15 protein-coding genes and 1 pseudogene are annotated in these 22,158 nt (G+C 54.1%); 11 read left to right on the top strand and 5 right to left on the bottom strand.

Annotated features, from left to right (window positions below; genetic code table 11):
* Positions 1-193 precede the first annotated feature (193 nt).
* Positions 194-2,182, bottom strand: coding sequence for an ABC-F family ATP-binding cassette domain-containing protein (locus E9531_RS07610; protein ID WP_136573154.1), 1,989 nt, complete (start codon positions 2,180-2,182; stop codon positions 194-196).
* A 108-nt stretch (positions 2,183-2,290) separates the two neighbouring features.
* Here E9531_RS07610 and E9531_RS07605 point away from each other — a divergent pair, with 108 nt between their 5' ends.
* Entirely contained in the window at positions 2,291-3,571 is a 1,281-nt protein-coding gene (locus E9531_RS07605) for an anhydro-N-acetylmuramic acid kinase (protein WP_136573153.1), read from the top strand.
* A gap of 144 nt (positions 3,572-3,715) precedes the next feature.
* Here the strand turns inward: E9531_RS07605 and E9531_RS07600 are convergent, their stop codons facing one another.
* Together E9531_RS07600 and E9531_RS07595 are read right to left on the bottom strand one after the other, a co-directional pair.
* Positions 3,716-4,696, bottom strand: coding sequence for a spermidine synthase (locus E9531_RS07600; RefSeq protein WP_158291737.1), 981 nt, complete (start codon positions 4,694-4,696; stop codon positions 3,716-3,718).
* 17 nt (positions 4,697-4,713) lie between these two features.
* Positions 4,714-5,358: a fused MFS/spermidine synthase gene (locus E9531_RS07595; RefSeq protein WP_136573151.1), complete on the bottom strand. Its 645-nt coding sequence runs from the start codon at positions 5,356-5,358 to the stop codon at positions 4,714-4,716.
* A gap of 124 nt (positions 5,359-5,482) precedes the next feature.
* Here E9531_RS07595 and phnD (E9531_RS07590) point away from each other — a divergent pair, with 124 nt between their 5' ends.
* From phnD (E9531_RS07590) to E9531_RS07565, 6 genes and pseudogenes are all read left to right on the top strand, one after another.
* Positions 5,483-6,469, top strand: coding sequence for a phosphate/phosphite/phosphonate ABC transporter substrate-binding protein (gene phnD, locus E9531_RS07590; protein ID WP_244610029.1), 987 nt, complete (start codon positions 5,483-5,485; stop codon positions 6,467-6,469).
* Between the two features lie 147 nt (positions 6,470-6,616).
* Positions 6,617-7,642, top strand: coding sequence for a phosphate/phosphite/phosphonate ABC transporter substrate-binding protein (gene phnD / locus E9531_RS07585; RefSeq protein WP_136573150.1), 1,026 nt, complete (start codon positions 6,617-6,619; stop codon positions 7,640-7,642).
* 57 nt (positions 7,643-7,699) lie between these two features.
* Positions 7,700-8,440 (top strand): annotated as a pseudogene (gene phnC / locus E9531_RS07580) (phosphonate ABC transporter ATP-binding protein); the annotation flags it as partial.
* A 182-nt stretch (positions 8,441-8,622) separates the two neighbouring features.
* Positions 8,623-9,459 (top strand): phosphonate ABC transporter, permease protein PhnE, encoded by an 837-nt coding sequence (phnE, locus tag E9531_RS07575; protein WP_136573148.1) that lies wholly within the window; start codon positions 8,623-8,625, stop codon positions 9,457-9,459.
* An 18-nt stretch (positions 9,460-9,477) separates the two neighbouring features.
* Positions 9,478-10,326, top strand: coding sequence for a phosphonate ABC transporter, permease protein PhnE (gene phnE, locus E9531_RS07570; protein WP_244610028.1), 849 nt, complete (start codon positions 9,478-9,480; stop codon positions 10,324-10,326).
* Between the two features lie 195 nt (positions 10,327-10,521).
* The gene (locus E9531_RS07565) at positions 10,522-12,702 is read left to right on the top strand and encodes a TonB-dependent receptor family protein (protein WP_158291736.1); all 2,181 of its coding nucleotides are present in this window, start codon (positions 10,522-10,524) and stop codon (positions 12,700-12,702) included.
* A 118-nt stretch (positions 12,703-12,820) separates the two neighbouring features.
* Here E9531_RS07565 and E9531_RS07560 read toward each other — a convergent pair whose 3' ends face one another.
* Positions 12,821-13,510 carry a TetR/AcrR family transcriptional regulator gene (locus tag E9531_RS07560; protein ID WP_136573146.1) on the bottom strand — a complete coding sequence of 230 codons (690 nt, stop codon included), beginning with the start codon at positions 13,508-13,510 and terminating at the stop codon, positions 12,821-12,823.
* A 12-nt stretch (positions 13,511-13,522) separates the two neighbouring features.
* Positions 13,523-15,961, bottom strand: coding sequence for a membrane-bound PQQ-dependent dehydrogenase, glucose/quinate/shikimate family (locus E9531_RS07555; RefSeq protein WP_136573145.1), 2,439 nt, complete (start codon positions 15,959-15,961; stop codon positions 13,523-13,525).
* A 662-nt stretch (positions 15,962-16,623) separates the two neighbouring features.
* Here E9531_RS07555 and lldP point away from each other — a divergent pair.
* From lldP to dld, 4 genes are all read left to right on the top strand, one after another.
* Positions 16,624-18,306, top strand: coding sequence for an L-lactate permease (lldP, locus tag E9531_RS07550; protein ID WP_136573144.1), 1,683 nt, complete (start codon positions 16,624-16,626; stop codon positions 18,304-18,306).
* 20 nt (positions 18,307-18,326) lie between these two features.
* On the top strand, positions 18,327-19,100 hold the full coding sequence (gene lldR / locus E9531_RS07545; protein ID WP_136573228.1) for a transcriptional regulator LldR: 774 nt from the start codon (positions 18,327-18,329) through the stop codon (positions 19,098-19,100).
* A 74-nt stretch (positions 19,101-19,174) separates the two neighbouring features.
* Positions 19,175-20,314: an FMN-dependent L-lactate dehydrogenase LldD gene (lldD, locus tag E9531_RS07540; protein ID WP_136573143.1), complete on the top strand. Its 1,140-nt coding sequence runs from the start codon at positions 19,175-19,177 to the stop codon at positions 20,312-20,314.
* 22 nt (positions 20,315-20,336) lie between these two features.
* The gene (gene dld / locus E9531_RS07535) at positions 20,337-22,133 is read left to right on the top strand and encodes a D-lactate dehydrogenase (protein WP_136573142.1); all 1,797 of its coding nucleotides are present in this window, start codon (positions 20,337-20,339) and stop codon (positions 22,131-22,133) included.
* Positions 22,134-22,158 lie beyond the last annotated feature (25 nt).

The raw sequence follows: 22,158 nt of genomic DNA, 5'->3' as shown, positions 1-22,158 counted from the left end.
TGAGCGGCTAACCCACTTTGCCAATCGCCCTCGGCACATTAACGCTTGCGATCGCGTTCGTCGTCAGGCCAAATTTGTGTGTTCATCGTATTCATGTCTTGTTCCTCAAAAAGATGACAGATGATCCTTTAACGTGCCCTTTGAGGATGCGTTGACATGCCGCGCTCAAAAAAATCAAATTTTTAAAAATTTATCATTGAGCTGCTTGTGTCAGTGTCTGGAGCTCTTCTGAAAGAGTGAGCCACTCTTCTTCTGCAGCTTCAATATCTTCTTGTAATGTTTTGATTTTTTTGCCTGATTCAGCCCATTGCTGCGGTGTGCTTTCTGCGCCTAGCGCGGCTTCAAGTGCTGCTTTTGCATTTTCTGCATCGGCCATCTTTTTTTCTAATGCCTGAATTTTTTTCTTCAACGGTTGGGTTTTTTCGGCCAGTTTTTGCCTGTTTTGGGCATCCAGGCGTCTTTGCTCGCGCATGTTTGTAGCTGGAGCAACCTCTGCAGTGGCTGTCGTATTGCTGCTGCCGCTGGTTTTCGGTGCTTCTTTTTTTGCATCCAACTGGGCGCGCAGTTCTTTTTGCTGCTGCAGTACATGGCGTTGGTAGTCTTCCAAATCGCCTTCGAAGTCTTGAACTTTGCCTTGGCTGACCAGCCAGAACTGGTCGCTGACAGTGCGCAGTAGCGCGCGGTCATGGCTCACCAGCATTAAGGTGCCTTCAAAACTGTTCAGTGCCATGCCGAGTGCTTCGCGGGTGGCCAAATCCAAATGGTTGGTTGGTTCGTCAAGCAACAGCAGGCCGGGGCGTTGCCATACCAGCATTGCCAACACCAAGCGCGCTTTTTCCCCACCGCTCATGGTGCCGATTGGTTGGGCCACCATGTCGCCGCTGAAATTGAAGCTACCCAGAAAATTGCGCAAGTCTTGCTCGCGCGCGGGATTGGGAGGGGTGGCGCCATAACTGCGCGCCAAGCGGATGAAGTGTTCTAGCGGATTGTCCGATTCATGCAGCACGTCTAATTCTTGCTGCGCAAAGTAACCAATGGTGAGACCTTTGCCCTGGGTGATCTCTCCTGCGATCAGTGGGGTGTCGCCCACAATGGACTTGATCAGGGTTGATTTACCTTGTCCGTTGGCCCCCAAAATACCAATGCGTTGACCTGCCTGAACGGAAAGGCTGACGTTGTGCAGAATGGTTTTGCGTTCACTGCCTTCTTTGTTGCTGTAGCCCATGTCAGCGTTTTTCACCACCAGCATGGGGTTGGGTAGAGCCATGGGTTCTTTGAACTCAAAGCTGAATTCGGCCTCAGCCAGCACAGGCGCAACCCGTTCCATGCGTTCGAGCGCTTTGACGCGGCTTTGTGCCTGTCGGGCTTTGGTGGCTTTGGCTTTGAAGCGGTCAATGAATTTTTGCAGGTGTGCAATTTTGTCTTGCTGCCGCGTAAAGGCTGCTTGCTGTTGCTCCAGTTTGAGCGCGCGTTGCTCTTCAAAGAAGCTGTAGTTGCCGCCATAGCGGGTGATGTTTTGGTGGTCCAAGTGCAGTGTCACTTGGGTGGTGGCATCAAGGAATTCCCGGTCATGGCTGATCACCAGCAACGTACCAGGGTAACGTGAGAGCCAGCCTTCAAGCCAAATGAGGGCGTCTAAATCCAAGTGGTTGGTGGGCTCATCGAGCAAAAGCAAATCGCTGGGGCTCATCAAGGCTCTGGCCAGTTGCAGGCGCATACGCCAGCCACCGGAGAAGCTGTTGACCGGGCGCTCGAGTTGATCGGGCTGAAAGCCCAAGCCTAAAATCAAGGCTTGCGCACGTGCGCGTGCATCGTAGGCGCCGGCGTCGGCTAGTTCTGCATGCACTTGCGCTATGGCAATGCCGTCGTTGGCGGTTTCAGCCGCTTGCAGTCGCACATTCAGCTCACTCAGGCGACTATCACCATCGAGCACGAAATCGGTGGCACTTTCGCCAGTTTCTGGCATGTTTTGTGCCACTTGTGCCATGCGCCAGCCTGCGGGCATGAAGAAACTGCCGCCATCTTCATGGAGGCTGCCGTTCAGTAATGCGAACAGAGTGGATTTTCCAGCGCCATTACGACCCACCAGGGCCGCTTTCTCACCTGGTTGAATGGTCACGTTCACGCCGTCTAAAAGCACTTTGGTGCCTCGGCGCAGCACCAATTCCTTCAATGTAATCATGGGCGGCATTATCAAGGGTGTTGCTGTAGTTTGTGGCGAGATGTGCTTCTGCCACAATTGGTTTTACGTTCAAACTGCAGAATCAGTCCATTTTTAGAAGGAATCAACATGCCAGAAAACACCCGTGCGCTACAGAGTGCGCCTGTACCAGCGTTGGCACAAGGCTGGTATGTGGGTTTGATGTCTGGCACGTCTTTGGATGGCGTGGATGCTGTGCTGGCGCGGTTCTCTCCACGTGAGGGCGCAGTGATGGGAGGGCGCTTGGAGCAGATTGAAGTGGCTGGACATGCGCATGTGCCATTCGAGGGTCCTCTAGTGGCGTGGCTCAAGCAACTGAATGCACCTGGAGCTGATGAGCTGCACCGGGCGGCGCTGGCTGAAAATGCGCTGGCTCAGCGTTATGCCCAAGCTGTTCAGGCTTTATGCGCTCAAACCGGAGTGGCCGCAGCAGACGTGGTGGCCATAGGCGCGCATGGTCAAACGGTGCGGCATCAACCCAGCGTGCGCGGGGAGGCTGGCGCTATTGCTGCGCTTAGTAGTCTTTGCCCACATGCCCATTTGGCTGAGCAGGCTCAGGCTGTTGGCCGCTATACGATTCAACTCAATAACCCGGCATGGCTGGCTGAACAGACGGGCATTGCCGTGGTGGCAGATTTTCGCCGTCGCGATATGGCAGCAGGCGGTCAAGGGGCCCCGTTGGTGCCTGCGTTTCATCGTGCGTTATTTGGGCAATCTGGCCTTGGTGTTGCTGTGTTGAATCTAGGGGGGATTGCCAACTGGAGTTTGATTGATAGCCAAGGGCAGACCATGGGCTTTGATAGCGGCCCTGCCAATACCTTATTAGATGCATGGTGCCAGGTGCATACCGGGCAGCCTTTTGACCGGCATGGGCAGTGGGCCGCCAGTGGTTCGGTGCAGCAGGCGTTGCTGGCGCAATGCATGCAAGAGCCATATTTCCATGCACCCGCGCCTAAAAGCACGGGGCTGGATCTGTTCAATATGTCGTGGCTGCAAGCGCATTTGGAGTTGCAGGTCCCCGCACAAGCGTTTTCCCCTGAGGATGTTCAAGCCACGCTGGTGGAATTGACCGCAGTGACAGTGGCCCAAACATTTGTCCGTTATCAACAAGGTCAGCGCAGCGTGGGGGTGTGCGGTGGTGGCGCGTTCAATACTTATCTGATGGAGCGCATTGCACAGCATTTGCAATTGCTGCTGGGCGAGCCAGTCGCTGTGCACAGTACCCTGGAGTGGGGGCTTGGCCCGGAGCAAGTGGAAGCAGCGGCTTTTGCATGGTTAGCACGTCAATGCATGTTGGGCTTACCCGGTAATGTGCCTGCCGCTACGCATGCCCGTGGAGAGAGAGTTCTGGGGGCTATCTATCCGGCGTGAATGTGGGAGCCGAGCTGCCAAGCATAAATGCCTACTTTTTAAGCGATGGACAGACCGCTATAGGGCAATCCCTAGGAGGCGCCCACCTTATGCACAACTTTATCCACAGCGATTGTGGATTCTTGTGGCCAATTCATCACGCTGTCATGGTTGCGTACGCAGGATATTGGTGGGCGACCATTGATCGGTTAGTGGTCTGGCAGCGCTGCGTGGCACTTCAGAGGCTGGGTATTGTTGCCAGGGGCCGGTAAGCTGGTCTTGCAGTGCATCGCTCTGGGGTGACTGTACCAGCGGCTCTATGGCAGCGTACAAGATGTCATTCATCAGGCGCTGGGCTCGCCACAGGTGCGGGAAAACGGCTTGCCATGTGGCTTCTTCATGAGGCAGTAAGCGCCCGCGCGCGAAGGTGTTGGCGGCCACAATGCCGCCTGTGGTCAGAAGCTGGCGCACTTGTTGGAGAAATTCCACTGTCAGCAAATGCTCAGGAATGTAGTCATGGTCAAAAGCATCAAGCATGATCAAGTCGTAGGCGGCATTTTTACGCAGTTGCTGGCGTACAAATACCCGCGCATCCATTTCGTACACAGTCACTTGTGCGCTGGGTGTAAAGGCAAACCAATCGCGTGCAACTTGTACAACAGCAGGGTCGAGTTCGACCACATCGAGCTGTACCTCCGGGTAGTCATGCATCACCGCTTTGGCAATCGAGCCGCCTCCCATGCCGATAAGCAATAATTTTTGTGGCGGTTTGCGCAGCAATCGCATGCCCGCTAGCAGGCCGCGCGTGTATTCCAGTGCCAATGCATTCGGTTGCGCTTTGAACATGCAACTTTGGTAGAGGCTGCGCCGGTCAAAGCTCATGCACCGAAAGGCCGCCCCTTCCATCACCATGACATCTACGTGCTGTCCGCGAACGATGGTTTGCAGCGCAAACGTGTCCTCCATCAAACGGGTTTCCAGACTTGGCGCTTGCTGGTTGTTGGAGGTTGTGGAGGCCGTTTGAAACGGCTGGGTTGCAAGTGCCGCTTGCGGCTTCAACGTGCAGAAGATACCAATCAGCGCAGCCCATGCCATTAAAGATGGCAAGCGTAGCCAACAACAGAGTAAGAGTGAAGATTGGCGCATGGCGAGGGACTGTGCGCTCACTTGAGTGCTGGCGCTGCAGTGTTGGACCACAGCAACCATGGTAGGCCAGCAATGGCCGCAGTCATGATGACCAAGCCCAACAAAATCGTATTGATTTCCCACCAGAGCACCAAGTAGTAGGAAGGCAAGATGGTTCCGGCTGCAGCCCCCAGCGTGGTCATGGCACTGAGTAGGCCAGCCCGGGCACCAGCTTCTTCTACACGCGTGACGATCAGACGCATGGCATAAGGCGTTAAGCTGCCTGCAAACCAGCCGGGTGCTGCCAGCAATAGACTGGCGCCCAGCAAGCTGCCATAGCGAGAGTCGGTCATCCAATATGTGATTTCAGACAAGATAAGGTCTGAAATCAGCACCATGGGCACGAGGGTGCATGCCAGCCACAACAGCAGTTGGTAAAACCGCGTGGGGTGCACAACGCTGCGCTGCGAGAGCTTTCCTCCCCATAAATACCCAGCGGCCATGGCCAGTAATAAAACCGTGATGATGCTGCCCCACACCGCGATGCCGCTGCCAAAGTAAGACGCCACGATGCGAGCGAACAGCATTTCTACTGCCATGGTGGCAAACGATGCCCAGGAGGCAGCAAAGACGACGTAACGCACTTGGGCGCAAGACAGGGCGGGAGTAAGGGACTGCGGCATGGCCGCTATTGTGCACATGCGAAACGTGCATAAGCCAAACCCTGGTCATGTGGGTATTCATGCGCTTGTCACAGAGGCTTTTTATTCTGCGTGTTTTTCATCACAGCTACACAGGATTGACGAGATGTTCACACGCACAGACAACAGCACCCCGCGCAGCTTGCGTACATGGCTGAGTGCCGCATGCGCTGGCGCTGCCATGGTCTTGGGCGCACAAGCCCATGCACTGGATTCCCGGTTTACAGATGCCAATGGTGATTTGGTGGCCGATGCACCAACTGATCCCAAGCTGTGGATCGATCCCGACACTTTGGTGTTTGCCTATACCCCTGTGGAAGACCCTGCGGTGTATGCCAAGGTCTGGCAAGAATTTCTGGATCATTTGGCGAAAACCACAGGCAAAAAAGTGCAGTTTTTCCCGGTGCAGAACAACGCGGCTCAGTTAGAGGCCATGCGTGCGGGCCGCTTGCATGTGGCAGGTTTTAATACCGGCTCCAACCCACTGGCAGTCAATTGCGCGGGTTTTGTGCCATTCACCATGATGGCGTCCAACGATGACCGTTATGGCTATGAGATGGAAATCATCACCTATCCAGCCAGCGGGATTGAAAAGGTGCAAGACATCAAAGGCAAAAAGTTGGCTTTTACCTCGGAGACATCCAACTCGGGTTACAAAGCGCCGTCGGCATTGCTGCGCGAAGAATTCAAGATGGAAGCGGGCAAAGACTATGAGCCCGTGTTTTCTGGTAAACACGACAACTCCATCATCGGTGTTGCAAACAAAGACTATCCGGCCGCTGCAATTGCCAATTCTGTGCTCCAGCGCATGCAAGCGCGCGATGTGGTCAAGCCAGCACAAACGGTGACGATCTACAAGTCACAAACCTTTCCGACCACGGGATATGGCTATGTGTACAACCTCAAGCCTGAGTTGGCTGAAAAAGTGAAAGAAGCATTCTTCACTTTCAATTGGGAAGGCTCAGGCTTGGCCAAAGAGTTCAATACCTCTGAGCCGCCACAAGAGAAGTTCTTGCCCATTACTTACAAAGAGCATTGGCAAGTGGTGCGTGACATCGACCAGGCTATGGGGGTGGCATACAGCTGCAAATAAAGTGTGCAAGAAGTCAGGCGAAGTGTGAGAGGGGCGCGATCTATGCGCTGACGCTGATTTGGCTGCGTATGGTTGTCACCGTATGGCAATCGGCATAGCATGCGCGTTTTGGCGCAGCTGCGCTCTTTTGCATCAATACGAACGACTATGGACTCTGCCTTTTCTTCTCCTGTGCCTGCGGGCCGCGTTGTGCGCCAGAGAGCCGCTTATCGTACGGCATTGGTTGCACTCGCGACCACTGCCACTGCCATAGCTGCGCTGATGGCTCCTGTGCACACTGCATCAGCTCTGGATGGTCGATACCAGGATGCCAATGGCGATTTGGTAGCAGATCGTCCTGAGGATGCAGCCCAATGGCGTGACCCCACGACGTTGGTGTTCGCTTTCAGCCCCGCAGAGGATCCGGCAGTGTTTGCCGATGTTTGGAAGGGTTTTTTGGCGCATTTAGCCGATGTGACGGGAAAAAGGGTGCAGTACTTTGCGGTGCAAAGCAATGCCTCTGAAATTGAGGCGATGCGGGCGGGGCGTTTGCATGTGGCTGCGTTTGCAACAGGGGCGGTTCCTTTGGCGGTTAATTGCGCAGGGTTTGTGCCTTTTGCGATGATGACGGCCAACGATGGCCGCTTTGGCTATCGCATGCAAATCATCACCCGCAATGACAGCCCATTGCAGCATGTGGCTGATGTGAAAGGCAAACGCTTGGCGTTTACCTCCGAGTCGTCTAACTCTGGCTACAAAGCTCCTGCAGCGGTGCTGGAGAAACAGTTTGGATTACGCCAAGGGCAAGACTACCAAGCCGTTTTTTCTGGCAAACATGACAACTCGATTTTGGGCGTGGTGCACCGGGACTATGACGCAGCGGCGGTGGCCAGTGGAATTGCACGGCGCATGGCCGGACGTGGCGTAGTGCAGCTCGATTCCATTCGGGTGTTGTATGAGTCAGACCCTTTTCCAACGCCAGCCTACGGCTACGCGCATGACTTGAAACCAGAGTTGGCACAAGCCATTGAAAAGGCTTTTTTTACTTTCGACTGGGAGGGTTCCGCATTGCAGCGTGAATTCGGTGCAAGCGAGCCACCCCAACAACGTTTTGTTCCCATCAGCTACCTGACACAGTGGCAAATTGTGCGTGATGTGGATGCGGCCATGGGCCAGTCCACGACGTGCCGTTGAAGGCGGGTTAGCAATCTGCCCTGCGGTAGCGTTGATGGCTTGAAGAATGGATTTGTGATGTTGGTGATTGACTCCTTGCAGAAGCGCTACCCCAACAGCGATGTGGCGCTCAAAGGCGTTTCTTTGGAACTGCGCGCCGGTGAAGTAGTCGGCTTGATCGGGCCTTCAGGTGCGGGTAAATCCACGTTGATTCGGTGTGTGAACCGACTGGTTACGCCTACGGCAGGTCGCATCGCGCTGGATGGGGTGGATTTGGCCCATGTGTCCGGCAGAGGTTTGCGCCGCGCAAGGCGCCAAATTGGCATGATTTTTCAAGAATATGCACTGGTTGAGCGCCTGACGGTGATGGAAAACCTTCTGTCTGGTCGGTTGGGCTATACCGGGTTTTGGAAGAGTTGGGCGCGCCGATTTGATGGCAATGACATTGCGCGTGCCTTTGAATTATTAGACCGGGTAGGGTTGGCAGGCATGGAAAACAAGCGTGCCGATGCCTTGTCTGGGGGGCAGCGCCAGCGGGTGGGAATTGCCCGTGCGCTGATGCAGCAGCCGCGTCTGTTGTTGGTGGATGAGCCTACTGCCAGTCTCGATCCCAAGACCTCTCGCCAAGTGATGCGTCTGATCATGGAGTTGTGTGCAGAGCGTGGTTTGGCTGCTATTGTCAATATCCATGACGTGGTGCTGGCAACGCAGTATTTGCCGCGCATCGTGGGGCTGAAATCAGGCGAAATTGTTTATGACGGCCCTGCCAGTGGCATGGATGCTGTGGTGCTTACCCGCATTTATGGCGATGAGGACTGGTCTGCGATTACCCGCAACATGCAAACCAACGCCGCTCAGGATGGTGCGCTGGAGGATGAGGTTGTGGAGAGCCCACTTCAACAAGAACGGGCATCAGGCACAGCGGCTTTGCTGGCGTTGGACTCAGGCCATTTGTCGGCCGGTAACACCAAGCCCTTGATGGCAGCGCAGGTGGTTACACCATGAGAGTGTCTGCTTCAGATTCTTTGGTGGCGTCTGGCCACTCTGAATGGCCGACACAGTGGCGGCGCCCCGCCTTGATTGCTAATCCGTGGTGGCGCTACGGACTGGCGTTGGTCGCTTTTGCTTGGCTGGTGGCTGCAGTTGGATCGTTGGAGGTGAACTGGCTGCGAGTCTCTGAAGGTTTGGAGCGTGGCTGGCGCTTTGTGGCTGCTTTTGCACAACCTGATTTTCTAACGCGCAAGCATGACATTTTGACGGGCTTTGTTGAAAGTCTGACCATGGCCTTGACGTCCACGGCGTTGGGGGTGGTTTTGTCTATTCCCGTTGCGGTGGGCGCCGCGCGTAACTTGGCGCCCGCTCCTGTGTATTTTTTGTGCCGCACGATCGTTGCGCTTTCGCGCACACTCAACGAAATCATCATTGCCATTTTCATGGTGGTGATGTTTGGTTTCGGCCCTTTTGCAGGCTTTCTGACACTGACGATTGCGACCGTGGGCTTCATGGCCAAGTTGCTGGCAGAAGATATGGAAGAGGTGCGCTCAAGCCAGTTGGAAGCCTTGCGTGCCACCGGGGCCAGCTATGGCCAGATGCTGGTGTTTGCTGTGTACCCACAGGTGCTGCCGCGGCTGGTGGGGTTGTCCTTGTACCGGCTGGATATCAATTTTCGTGAGTCAGCTGTAGTCGGTATTGTGGGCGCTGGCGGCATTGGTGCCACGCTCAATACGGCCATGGACCGCTATGAGTTCAATACGGCTGCTGCCGTGATTGTGGTGATCATTGCCGTTGTGATGTTGGCCGAGTACGCATCAGGCTGGATTCGCAAACGGTTTGATTAAGGCAGGAGGATCCGTACTATGAACACACCAACCATGGCATCTTCTTTTCCTTCACCACCAGAGCCTCTGCGTACGTCTGCCTTTTGGCGCAAGCGCAGCGTCAAGCAAGAAGTACTGCTTTTTATGGCCTGGGTGCTCGGTTTGGCTTTGGTTTCCTGGGCATTTCAGGTGATGACCAAAGACACCATCTGGGCTTTTGTGACCGATGCGCCGCGCCAAGTACAGGACGTGGGTGCACGTATGTTGCCGCCCGATTGGGGCTTTGCGCGTGAGATTGTTCAACCCATGTGGGAAACACTGAATATTGCAACACTGGGGACTTTGCTCGGGATGGCCTTGGCATTGCCGGTGGCCTTTTTAGCGGCCCGCAACACCACGCCAAGTGTGCGCTTTGTGCGGCCTTTGGCTTTGCTGGTGATTGTGGGCTCGCGCTCCATCAATTCGCTCATTTGGGCGTTGCTGTTGGTGGCGATTTTGGGGCCGGGTGTTTTGGCCGGCATCATTTCAATTGCGTTGCGCTCGATCGGCTTTATCGGCAAGTTGATGTACGAGGCGATCGAAGAGATTGATGCCAAACAGGTTGAAGCAATCGAATCGACAGGCGCCAGTCGCGTACAAGTGATGGCTTGGGCGATTGCGCCGCAAACTGCGCCCACGTTGGCGGGGGTGAGTTTGTTTCGATGGGACATCAATATCCGCGAATCCACTGTATTAGGTTTAGTGGGAGCTGGTGGCATTGGGGTGAAACTGGAGGCCGCATTGGGCACGCTCGCATGGCCGAAAGTGACACTGATTTTGTTGGCTATTTTGGCCACGGTGGTTTTGAGTGAATGGTTGACGGCCAAGGTTCGCAAAAAACTGATCTGATTGGATGGAGCCATGGGACATTGCACTTGACCTTGTTGATGCTGCGGATGATGGCTTATTGCTTAAAATACCGATTGGTACACTTTTTGGCGTGATGCCATGTGTCTCAGTCGCCTCTGGTTTTGTATGCCTGAATGCCTAGAATGCACAAGCCAGCGGGCAGGTGTTTGCCCCGCCATTCATAGATCGTTTTTTATGCAAATTTTGCGTCTTCGTCCCCGCCTCTTTGTTCCTGCACGCCCCTCTTTACTCCAATGCGCTGTCAGTATGGTGCTGGCCAGTGGCGCTGGAGTTGTGCTGGCACAAACCACCACAGATACGCAGACGCGCGTTCAAAGCGATGGCAAGACGCTCGATGAAGTGACGGTGACAGCCACGCGGCAAAACACCACGCAGTGGCAAGCGCCAGCCTCCATTCAAGTTGTTGACGGCATTGCTTTTGAGCGGAACGTACAAGTCAATTTGTCTGAGGGATTGGCGGCCGTTCCAGGCTTGCAGGTACGCAACCGCCAGAATTACGCACAAGATGTGCAATTGATCATGCGCGGCTTTGGTGCGCGCTCAACATTTGGCGTGCGTGGCATTCGTGTTTACGTGGATGATGTGCCGGCCACCATGCCTGATGGGCAGTCGCAGACTTCACATATTGATTTGTTCACGTTGGATCGGATGGAGGTGCTCAATGGCCCGCTTTCAGGTATGTACGGCAACGCTTCCGGCGGTGTGCTGTTGGCGTACACCCAAGATGGGCAGGGGCCCGCGTCGATCACAACCAGTGCAGCAGCCGGGAGTGATGGCATGCGCCGCTGGGGGCTGCGCGTTCAGGGGGCGACCGACGCGCAGGTCGGTGTGCAGAACTACAGTCTAAGCACCACCCGTTTCGACACGGATGGTTATCGCCAGCAAGCTCAAGCGCAAAAAGGCTTGGCTAATGCCAAGTTAGGGATTGGCTTGCACGACGGCAGTCGCTTGAAGATTGTGCTCAACCATGTGGATGTTCAGGCTCAAGATCCGCTGGGTCAAACCCGAGCGCAAATGCTACAAGACCGGCGCCAAAGCCCTACCGCAGTGCAGTTTGATACGCGTAAAACGGTGCGCCAATCGCAAGTAGGCTTGGTGTGGGACAAGAAGCTCAATGCGGACCAGCAACTGCATGTCATGGGCTATTACGGCCAGCGCAGCAATCGGCAGTACCAATCCATTCCAAGTGCGGCGCAGATCAACAATGCCGGGCATTCCGGTGGGGTGATTGACCTCAATAGAGACTATGGCGGGGCAGAGGCACGCTTGACCAGCGCATTGCAAGTGGCTGGGTATGACGCGTTGTTGGTGACTGGTTTGAGTTACGACGCACTCAAAGATGCGCGCAGTGGTTATGAGAACTTCATTCGCCCGGCCAATACCAGCTACGGTGTCAAAGGTGCGATGCGCCGCGACGAGACCAACCGTGTGAATAGTCTTGACCCCTATGCGCAGGCGACGGTGTGGCTGTCGCCACAATGGAGTGTGGATGGTGCTTTGCGCTATAGCCAAGTCCGATTCCGTTCGCGAGACCTGTATTTGAGCAACGGTGATGACAGTGGATCGACCCGGTACAGCGCATGGCTGCCGTCGGCGGCGATCCGTTGGCAGCCGACCGAGGCTTGGAGTTTCTATGCTTCTGCCGGGCGCGGATTTGAGACCCCTACAGCCAATGAGCTGGCATACCGCCCACGGGATGCCGCGGGCCAACAACAGTTGGGCCTCAATCTCGACCTGAAGCCTGCACGCAGTACTTCGTGGGAGTTGGGTAGCAAATGGCGTGTTCATCCACAAGGCTTGGTAACCGCTGCAGTCTTTCAAATTGATACCAAGCAGGACATAGTCAGTGCCGAGAACAACAACGGTAAAGGCAGCTTCCGCAATGCGGCCAAAACCAGTCGAAAAGGGGTGGAGCTGTCGTATCGCCAAAGTTGGCTGGAACATGCGCAACTGGATTTTGCCTACACCTATACGCGGGCGCGTTATGGGCAAGATGCGGGTGCGGCTTGGTCAGGCAAGCGTATCCCGGGTGTGCCACAACAAAGTGCTTACGCCAGCGTGCGCTGGGCGCCGGATACCGGCTGGCAGGCTGGTGCGGATGTGCAGGCCCTGAGCCGCATTGCGGTTAATGATGCCAATGCTGAATTTGCCAATGGCTTTGCAACACTGGGGCTATCCGGGGGGTATGCATGGAAGCAGGGCGCATGGCGATGGCAGTGGTTTGCCCGCGTTGATAATGCGCAGGATAAAGACTATGTAGGTTCGGTCATCGTGAACGATGGCAACAGCCGTTTTTATGAGCCTGCCGCGGGGCGCCAGTGGAGTACCGGGCTGACGGCAACCTGGCAGTTTTAAGAAGCTGACCCGATATATCTCTATACATGATTCCTGCATGCAGTCGCTGGCATGCGGGGCAACGCTTAGTTTTTGCTGGCCGCTCGTTTGAGCGGCTTGCTTTTGGCCGTTAAGTCGGCTAAGGGGGGGCAAGGCCCGCATTGGCACTACGCACGGCAAACCGTGCCTGTGTCATGCTGATTAATTCCTCAATCAGCGGCGTTGTTTCTTCTACCTCAATGGGCTTGCCCAGAATAACGAACTGTGTGGTGAGGTTGCTGAGCACGGCGTCAAACAGTATGCGGGCAATGTGTTCAATCGGAATATCGCTGGTGACGATACCTTGTTCGCGCTGGTGGTTGAACAGTTGCATCAACACATCGAACCAGCGGGCAGGGCCGTGTTCATACCAGGTTTTTCCCGCGTCAGGAAATTGCGCAGAGCCAGCAACGATGAGCCGATAGAACGCAGCATGGCGTGGCTGGGCCAGCACATGCACCAATTCCAGCAGCACCATCCGCAGTCCATCGGGTAGGGCGCACTCGCGCACATCAATGGCACGTAGGTCAGTCAGGAATTCGTAGCAAAGCTGCTCTACGACTGCAGAAAATAAGCCTTCTTTGCCATTGAAGTGGCGATAAATGGCTCCTTTGGAGCCTCCTGCCTGGGCAATGATGGCATCGAGGCTGCTGCCTTGATAACCGTGGCTGAGGAAGTGCTCGGCTGCCACTGCCAGAAGCACTTCCTGCCGCTGTTGACCGCGCCTGGTTAAAACGGGGGATTCGGTTGTTTTAACGGTTGTTTTTTTTCTTGGATTGGCTGCGGTCATCAAGGTGGTGGCTTAAGGCTTCTTGGGAAGCGCGTAAGCTATCACGTAATCACCTCTGTCGGGAGATTGTCGAGCACCACCAGCGGCTATCACTACAAATTGGCGACCGCTTTCTGGTGAGATATAGCTCATGGGCGTTGCTTGCCCACCCACTGGTAAACGTCCTTTCCAGACTTCTTCGCCTGTCGCAATATCCAGTGCACGCAGGTAGTAGTCTTGCGTGCCCGCATAGAAAACCAAGCCTGAAGCGGTGCTGACGCCACCACCGAGCGTTGGCATTCCCAGTGGTACGGGCAGCTTGGCTTTGATACCGTTGACTACCGCATCTTCCACGGTGCCTGCTGGACGTTCCCACACCAATTGCTGGGTTTTGAGGTCGATTGCAGCGAACACACCCCATGGTGGCGCATGGCAAGGAATGCCCAATGGGGAGTTGAATGCGCGATGGTCGATGACAAAGGGGGTGCCATTCATCGGGTAGGTGCTACCCACGCCATGTCCAGCCACCAACTTTGATGGATCGACTGACTCATGTGGCTCCAGTTGTACCACCTGTGGCATGCGAATGTCGTTGACGAACAGGTAGCCATTGCGTTCATCAATAGAGGCACTGCCCCAGTTGAAGCCACCGTAGTAGCCAGGGTAGAGCAGGGTTGGCTTGGTGGATGGGGCGGTAAATTCGCCTTCATAGTTGAGCTTGCGGAAGGCAATGCGGCATGCCAGCTGGTCAAAAAAAGTTGCGCCCCACATGTCCGCTTCGGTCAACGGCTCGGCCCCTAAAGCGGGCATGCCTGTTGAGTACGGCTGGGTCTTGGCGACCCAGTCGCCTTTGGCTACTGTTTGCGGAACAGGTTTCTCTTCTACCTTTGTAATCGGCTGGCCGGTGCGGCGATCTAGCATGAAAATCTGACCGCGCTTAGTCAGCTGGATCAGTGCTGGGGTGCTGCCGCCCTTGCCATCGGGGATGTCATAGAGTGCAGGTTGCGAGGCAATGTCATAGTCCCAAATGTCGTGGTGCACGGTTTGGTAGACCCACTTGACGCGCCCTGTGGCAATGTCTAGTGCCACTACGGCTGAGGAGTGTTTTTCTGTGCTTTCTGGGCGGTCACCACCCCAAAAGTCTGGTTGTTGGTTGCCTGTTGGCAGATACACCAAACCTAATTTCTCGTCGAATGCCGGGGTAGACCATACGTTGGGTGTACCGCGTGAATAGGCACCTCCTTCAGGAGGGAGTTTGGTGATTTCTGGTTGGCCCATGTCCCAAGCCCAGATCAACTCTCCGGTATCCGCACTGAAGCCGCGTACTACACCAGATGGCTCATTCACATCACGGCCATCGAACACCCAGCCACCGAGCACAATCATATTGTTCGCCACGGTGGGTGCAGAGGTGAGATACCACCAGAGCACGCCGTCGTAATCCGTTTTGCCCAAGCCAGTGCTCAAATCTACTGTGCCGCCATGGCCGAAATCTTCGCAAGGTTGGCCTGTTTTAGCATCCAGCTCGATCATGCGTGCATCAATGGTGGTGAGCACGATGCGGCCTGCGCATTGACCGTCGCTTGTGGTTTGGGTCGCGCGGGATGCGTGGAATGCCGCATCTTCGGCAAAGTTGTAGGGTTGTTTCACCGCTGCAGGCTCGTAATACCCAACACCGCGGCAACGATTCCATGTTTTGCGATCTTGTACTTTGGGGTCGAACCGCCAACGCTCTTTCCCGGTTTCAGCATCGAGTGCAATGACCTTGTTTAATGGCGTACAAACGTACACCGTGTCGCCAATTTGGGTTGGAGTGTTTTGGAACTCCGATGCACCGACTGAGTCTTCTCCGGTCCTGAAGGTCCAGGCCACTTGCAAGTCTTTCGCATTGTTCTGGTCGATTTGATCAAATGGTGCAAACCGTGTGCCCGCAGGTGTGCGGCCATAGTATTGCCAAGCTGAGGCATTGCCATCGGTCTCGATCTTGATGGGATCGTTTTGAGGCTGCACCTGTGCTTGTGTCACACCGTGCTCTTGGAATACCGAGACCCCGCCAGCGATCAAGACCAAGCCCAATATGCCAGCCAATACCCCGGATGTCCGTTTGATGCCAGGCCCAGCTAGCGATGGCAATAGCAATGCCAACACGAATGCCAGTACTGCAAAAGGAGCTAAACGTGGCATCAGCGGCCAAAAACGCAAACCCACTTCGGCCAAGGCCCAAATGATGGTGGCCACCATCACGAGGGTAAAAATCCATGCTCCAAGTGTTTTTCGCAGGGCCAATAACGCTCCAGCAATCAACAACCCTATCCCTGCCAGCAGGTAGTACCACGAACCACCCAAACCAATCAGCTCGATACCACCGCCAGCCAATGTCAGGCCAATTAAGGCGACTAGAACGCCAAAAATGCGCAACGACCAGACCCGGCTAGTGGGCTGTGTCACTGCGTCTTGCTTCACAGTTGTCATTCAATAGATCCTCAGAAAGGGGACATGCCAATGCCTCGACCTACGCTTGAATCGCAAAAGGGGAGTGCGACAGCTTGTGCCTGCACCCCTCGAGTGTTCAAGATAAGTATTGACCACAAGCGTCAATGCTTGCCGTCTCTTTGGGCTAAACCAATAACGACGCAGGTGTACTGTACCGTTCGGTATTATTGTATCTTATATAAGACTTCGAGGCTGCTGCTGTATTGACGAGTGAAGCTGAAGGGGTGAAGGGCTTAGATTCGATGAATAGTATGAGTGCGTCTTGATGTAAATATTTTTTCAATTTTTGAATGTATGGCTTTATAGGTCAGACCAATTTAAATAAAGTGGTGCTATTGCTTGTTTCTTAAGGGTTAACCCTTTTGGATGGCCTCATAGAGGGATTATTAAAATTGCGCGCCCTCGTATTAATTTTATTGGTCAGACCAATGTGCGATGGGTACTTTGCCTCTTTTCTCGGTCAGTCGTTTTGCAACGCCACTCCATATCAGGTTGGTTTTGGCTTGGAGCGCATGCGAGATTTGGCTAGCCAAGCTGGATCTTTGCCCAGGAAAAGAGGTTTGCAACTATTGCAGGAGCACGCCACTGTGCGTCTTGTGGTGGACGCTCTTCTTTTCTCCTAAAACTGAGGTAGTCAGGCAATGGAACATCTCTGGCAGCAAAACTATGACCCAGCGGGAAACATCTGGATTTCCGCTTTGATCGCGTTGATTCCGATCATTTTCTTTTTCTTGGCGTTAACCAAGCTGCGGCTTAAAGGTTATGTTGCGGGGACGATTACCGTCGTTTTGGCATTAGGCGTTGCTCTTCTTTTTTATGGAATGCCGGTGGCCAATGCGTTGGCTTCCGCCGTTTATGGCTTCTTCTATGGCTTATGGCCGATTGCCTGGATCATTGTGGCTGCAGTGTTTCTTTATAAGGTCTCTGTAAAGACTGGGCAGTTTGATGTCATTCGTTCATCCATTCTGTCCATTACGCCTGACCAGCGGTTGCAGCTAATCTTGGTTGGATTTTGTTTTGGGGCATTTTTGGAAGGCGCCGCTGGATTCGGCGCGCCAGTGGCTATTACTGCAGCCCTTCTCGTTGGTCTAGGCTTTAAACCGCTGTATGCAGCAGGTTTGTGTTTGATTGGAAACACTGCGCCTGTGGCATTTGGCGCTATGGGAATTCCAATTATTGTGGCAGGGCAAGTGTCTGGTGTGGACGCAATGGAGATCAGCCAGATGGCAGGTCGCCAATTGCCATTCATGACAGTTCTCGTGCTGTTTTGGCTCATGGCCATCATGGACGGCTGGCGCGGGGTGAAAGAGACTTGGCCTGCCGTATTGGTTGGTGGTGGAACCTTTGCGGTGGTGCAGTTCCTGACGGCCAATTACATTGGCCCTGAATTGCCTGATATCACTTCAGCCATTGCGTCATTGATTGTGTTGACGTTGTTCCTGAAAGTTTGGCAACCTAAACGCATCTTCCGTTTTGAAACGGAGGCTGGAGAAGGTTCTGTGGCCGCAGCGTCTGCGGTTGCTAATGCAAAACAGGTCGAGCTGACATTTGCCAAGGTTATCAAGGCATGGTCACCGTTCATTATCTTGACCGCCATGGTGACTGTTTGGAGTTTGAAGCCTTTCAAAGCGCTTTTTGCTGCCAATGGCGCATTGGCCAGCTGGGTCGTGAGTATTCCGGTTCCTGCATTGCATAATCTGGTGCAGAAGATGCCACCTGTGGTGGCTTCGGCAACACCCTATGGCGCGGTGTATTCTTTCAACTGGTTTTCAGCGACAGGAACGGCTATTTTGATCGCCGCATTGATCTCGATCGTTTTCTTGGGCCTCAAGCCTGCTAAGGCGATTGAAACCGCAGGCGAGACGCTCAAGGAACTGGCACTGCCTATTTACTCCATTGGTATGGTGCTTGCCTTTGCTTTCATTGCCAATTATTCTGGTTTGTCGACGACTTTGGCTTTGGCTTTGGCGCATACGGGTAGTGCATTTACATTCTTCTCGCCGTTTTTGGGGTGGATTGGTGTTTTCTTGACTGGATCAGATACATCTGCCAACGCATTATTTGGTGCATTGCAGGCTACGACTGCCCAGCAGCTGAATCTGCCAGAGGTGTTGATGGTCGCTGCCAACACAACAGGGGGGGTGACTGGCAAGATGATTTCTCCTCAATCGATTGCCATTGCCTGTGCTGCTGTTGGATTGGCTGGGCGTGAGTCTGATTTGTTCCGTTTCACGGTCAAACATAGTTTGGCATTCGCTGCCATCATCGGCATCATGACGACCCTGCAAGCATATGTTTTCCCATGGATGATTCCTGGGCATTGATGGGTGATTGACGCAAGATGATGCGATTGGCAGACCAAGTTGCTTTGCGACTGCATGATTTAGTGAAAAACGGCCAATGGGAGCCAGGCAAGCGAATGCCTGCAGAGCGCCAATTGGCTGAGCAACTTGGTGTGTCTCGCTCATCTTTGCGGGAAGCGATTCAGAAATTGGTTAGCCAAGGCGTATTGGTCAGTCGACGGGGCGATGGCACGTATATTCAAGAGCACAACCAAGCCTTCTTGTTGACGGATACCTTCGAGCCTTTGGCCGCGTTGCTCGCCCGTGATCCAGTCTATCGGTACGATGTGCTGGAAGCGCGCACTGCACTCGAGAGTGCGACTGCGTGGCATGCGGCTCTGCGTGCGACACAAGCCGATAAAGACCGGATTCGCCATAGTTTTGATGTGATGTTGATGCATCAGCGGCATGGCAATAAAGAGTTGTCTGCAAAGGCTGATGCGCAATTCCATTTGGCTATCGCGCAAGCATCACACAATGTGGTGCTGCTGCGTGTTATGCACAGTTTGTTTGAACTGGTTCTGTCTACTGTTGAACAAAACAGAAAAACCATGTTCATGCTGGCAACGACTGAAGCCATTGAAGATTTGACTGTGCAGCATGAGCAGTTGCTCAATGCCATTTTGGATGGGGATGCCCCCAGGGCTAAAGGGCTGATTGAGGAGCATTTGAACTTTGTACGCGATACCGTGAGACGGTATGACGATGATGAAGCGCGGCAGAGGCGTTACAGCAATTTACCGGATGAAATGCGCAGCCCTTTAGTGATCAAGTAACAAGGGCTGTGGTTGCTCCTATGTATTGATGGTATTGATTTGATGTCATGCATGGAGTTGTAGAAAGAGCGAACATGATTATTTCTTCACCAAGTGATTACCGCGCAGCGGCGCAAAAGCGTCTACCCCCATTTCTTTTTCACTATATTGACGGCGGAGCTTATGCCGAGAAAACACTGCGTCGCAATGTCGACGACTTGGCTGATGTAGCCTTGCGTCAGCGGGTGCTCAAGGATATGAGCCAGCTCGATACCAGTATTGAGCTGTTTGGCGAAAAACTTTCCATTCCAGTGGCCTTGTCGCCTGTTGGTTTGACAGGGATGTATGCCCAGCGCGGAGAGGTGCAAGCAGCACATGCAGCGGACAAAAAAGGTATTCCGTTTTGTATGTCGACCGTATCTGTTTGTCCAATTGAAGAAGTGGCCCCTAAGTTGGGGCGGCCCATGTGGTTTCAGTTGTACGTGCTCAAAGACCGCGGTTTTATGAAAAATGCGCTTGAGCGCGCGCAAGCTGCGGGCTGCTCTGCGCTGGTATTCACCGTAGACATGCCAGTACCGGGCGCTCGCTATCGCGACGCCCACTCTGGCATGAGCGGCCCCAACGCTGCTATGCGTCGCTATTGGCAGGCCGTCACTCACCCGCATTGGGCATGGAATGTTGGGGTGCACGGCAAACCCCATGATTTGGGCAACATTTCCAAGTACATGGGTAAGGCGGTAGGGCTGGAAGATTACATGGGGTATTTGGGTGCCAATTTCGATCCATCCATTTCATGGAAAGATTTGGAGTGGATTCGCGAGTTCTGGAAGGGCCCCATGCTGATCAAAGGCATTTTGGATCCTGAAGATGCCAAGGATGCTGTACGTTTTGGTGCCGATGGCATCATTGTTTCCAACCATGGCGGCCGTCAGTTAGATGGTGTGCTGTCTTCTGCGCGCGCATTGCCTGCGATTGCCGATGCGGTGAAGGGACAGATCAAAATTCTGGCCGACTCAGGGGTACGCAATGGGTTGGATGTGGTGCGCATGCTGGCTTTGGGGGCCGATTGCACCATGATTGGTCGCGCCTTCATTTATGCCTTGGCTGCTGCGGGGCAGGATGGTGTATCGCATGTGCTGGACTTGTTTGAGAAGGAAATGCGCGTGGCAATGACATTGACCAGCGTGAATAAAGTCGCAGACATCACGCCCGATTTACTGGTGCAGTCAGCCTGAGTTTTGCCAAAGAAAGATCAACATGGTTTCTGGTTCAAATTCTTCCATCGTTTCTAGTAAGCAGCCTATTGGTGGAGTAACGCAGACGGTATCGGCGGACAGTCTCTTGGCGCAACTGCGCCGAGTTGTGGGCCAGGCCCATGTGCTGACTGATGAGCAAAGTACCCGGCGCTTTCGTAAAGGGCATCGCACTGGCGAGGGTGCTGTGCTGGCCGTTGTGCAGCCCGCATCGCTGTGGGAGCAATGGCAAGTGTTGCAAACTGCGGTGGCGGCTGATCGTATTGTCATCATGCAGGCTGCCAATACTGGCTTGACTGGGGGGTCTACTCCAGATGGAAATCAATACGACCGTGACATTGTGCTGATCAGCACATTGCGCATTCCTGGGGTACAAGTGATCAACGAAGGGGCGCAAGTGGTGTGTTTACCCGGCGCCACTTTGGATCGATTGGAGCAAACCTTAGCGCCCTTCAATCGGGAGCCGCATTCGGTTATTGGCTCTTCGTGTATTGGTGCTTCTGTATTGGGGGGGATTTGCAACAACTCGGGTGGCGCTTTGGTACGCCGGGGCCCGGCCTATACGCAGTTGGCACTCTATGCGCAGGTGCGTGCGGACGGTTCGCTGGAGCTGGTCAACCACTTGGGGATTGATTTGGGGGGTACGCCTGAAGAGATTCTCACGCGTTTGCAAAATGGGCAGTACACGGCTGCCGATATCCACAATGACACCGGGCTAGCCGCTTCTGATCCCCGCTATAGCGAAGATGTGCGCCAAGTCGATGCGGATACACCAGCACGTTTTAATGCTGATCCTTCGCGTTTGTTTGAGGCATCCGGTTCAGCAGGCAAGTTATGCTTGTTTGCGGTGCGACTTGATACCTTCCCTAAAGAGCCAAGCACTGTTTTTTATATTGGCAGCAATGATCCAAATGACTTGACGCAAGTGCGCCGCCATATGCTGACGCAACTGCCACGCTTGCCGATTGCAGGAGAGTACATCCACCGCACGGCCTACGATATTGGCGAAAAATATGGCAAAGACACTTTTTTGCTGATTGACCGGTTCGGTACCGCGAAAGTGCCCAAAGCATTTGCCATGAAAAGCCGTGTGGATGGTTTTTTTGAACGGTTTGGCTTGCGAGGCGTGAGTGACAAAGTGGCGCAAGCGGTCACTGATCGGCTGCCTAGCCACCTGCCTGCACGCATGACGCAGTGGCGAGACCGATTTGAGCACCACTTGTTGGTGCGCGTCTCCAACGACACGGCAGATGCTGCGCGGGATTTTTTGAACGCATACTTTGGTGCCAGTGATAGTGGTGCGTATTTTGAGTGTGATGCAGAAGAGGGGCGTAAAGCATTTTTGCACCGCTTCGCGATTGCTGGGGCGGCGATTCGCTACCGCGAAGCGCACCAAAAAGAGGTGCAGGATATTGTGGCGTTAGATGTGGCATTACGCCGCAATGACCGCGATTGGGTGGAGCAATTGCCTGCTGAAATGGAAGGTGAGATCATCCACAAGCTTTACTACGGTCATTTCTTCTGCCATGTGTTCCATCAGGATTACATCGTCAAGAAAGGGGTTGATCCGATTGATATGGAGCACCGCATGTGGGCACTTCTTGATGCCCGTCGTGCTGAGTACCCGGCAGAGCACAATGTCGGCCATCTGTATGTAGCCAAGCCTGCTTTGGCTGGTTTTTACCGTGCGCTTGATCCAACCAATACCTTCAATCCTGGAATCGGGCACACCAGTAAAGCGCGCGGCTGGGGTGAGTGTTGCGATAGCCCGCAATGGGGCGATGCGTACCGAGAGGAGTAGTCCTCTTATGATGTTGGCTTGGCTG

Origin of the sequence: Lampropedia puyangensis (assembly GCF_004833285.1) — a bacterium.
In the GTDB taxonomy this organism is placed as follows: Bacteria; Pseudomonadota; Gammaproteobacteria; order Burkholderiales; family Burkholderiaceae_C; genus Lampropedia; species Lampropedia puyangensis.
Note: the sequence above shows the minus strand (reverse complement) of the source record. Positions and strands in the feature narration are given on the sequence as shown.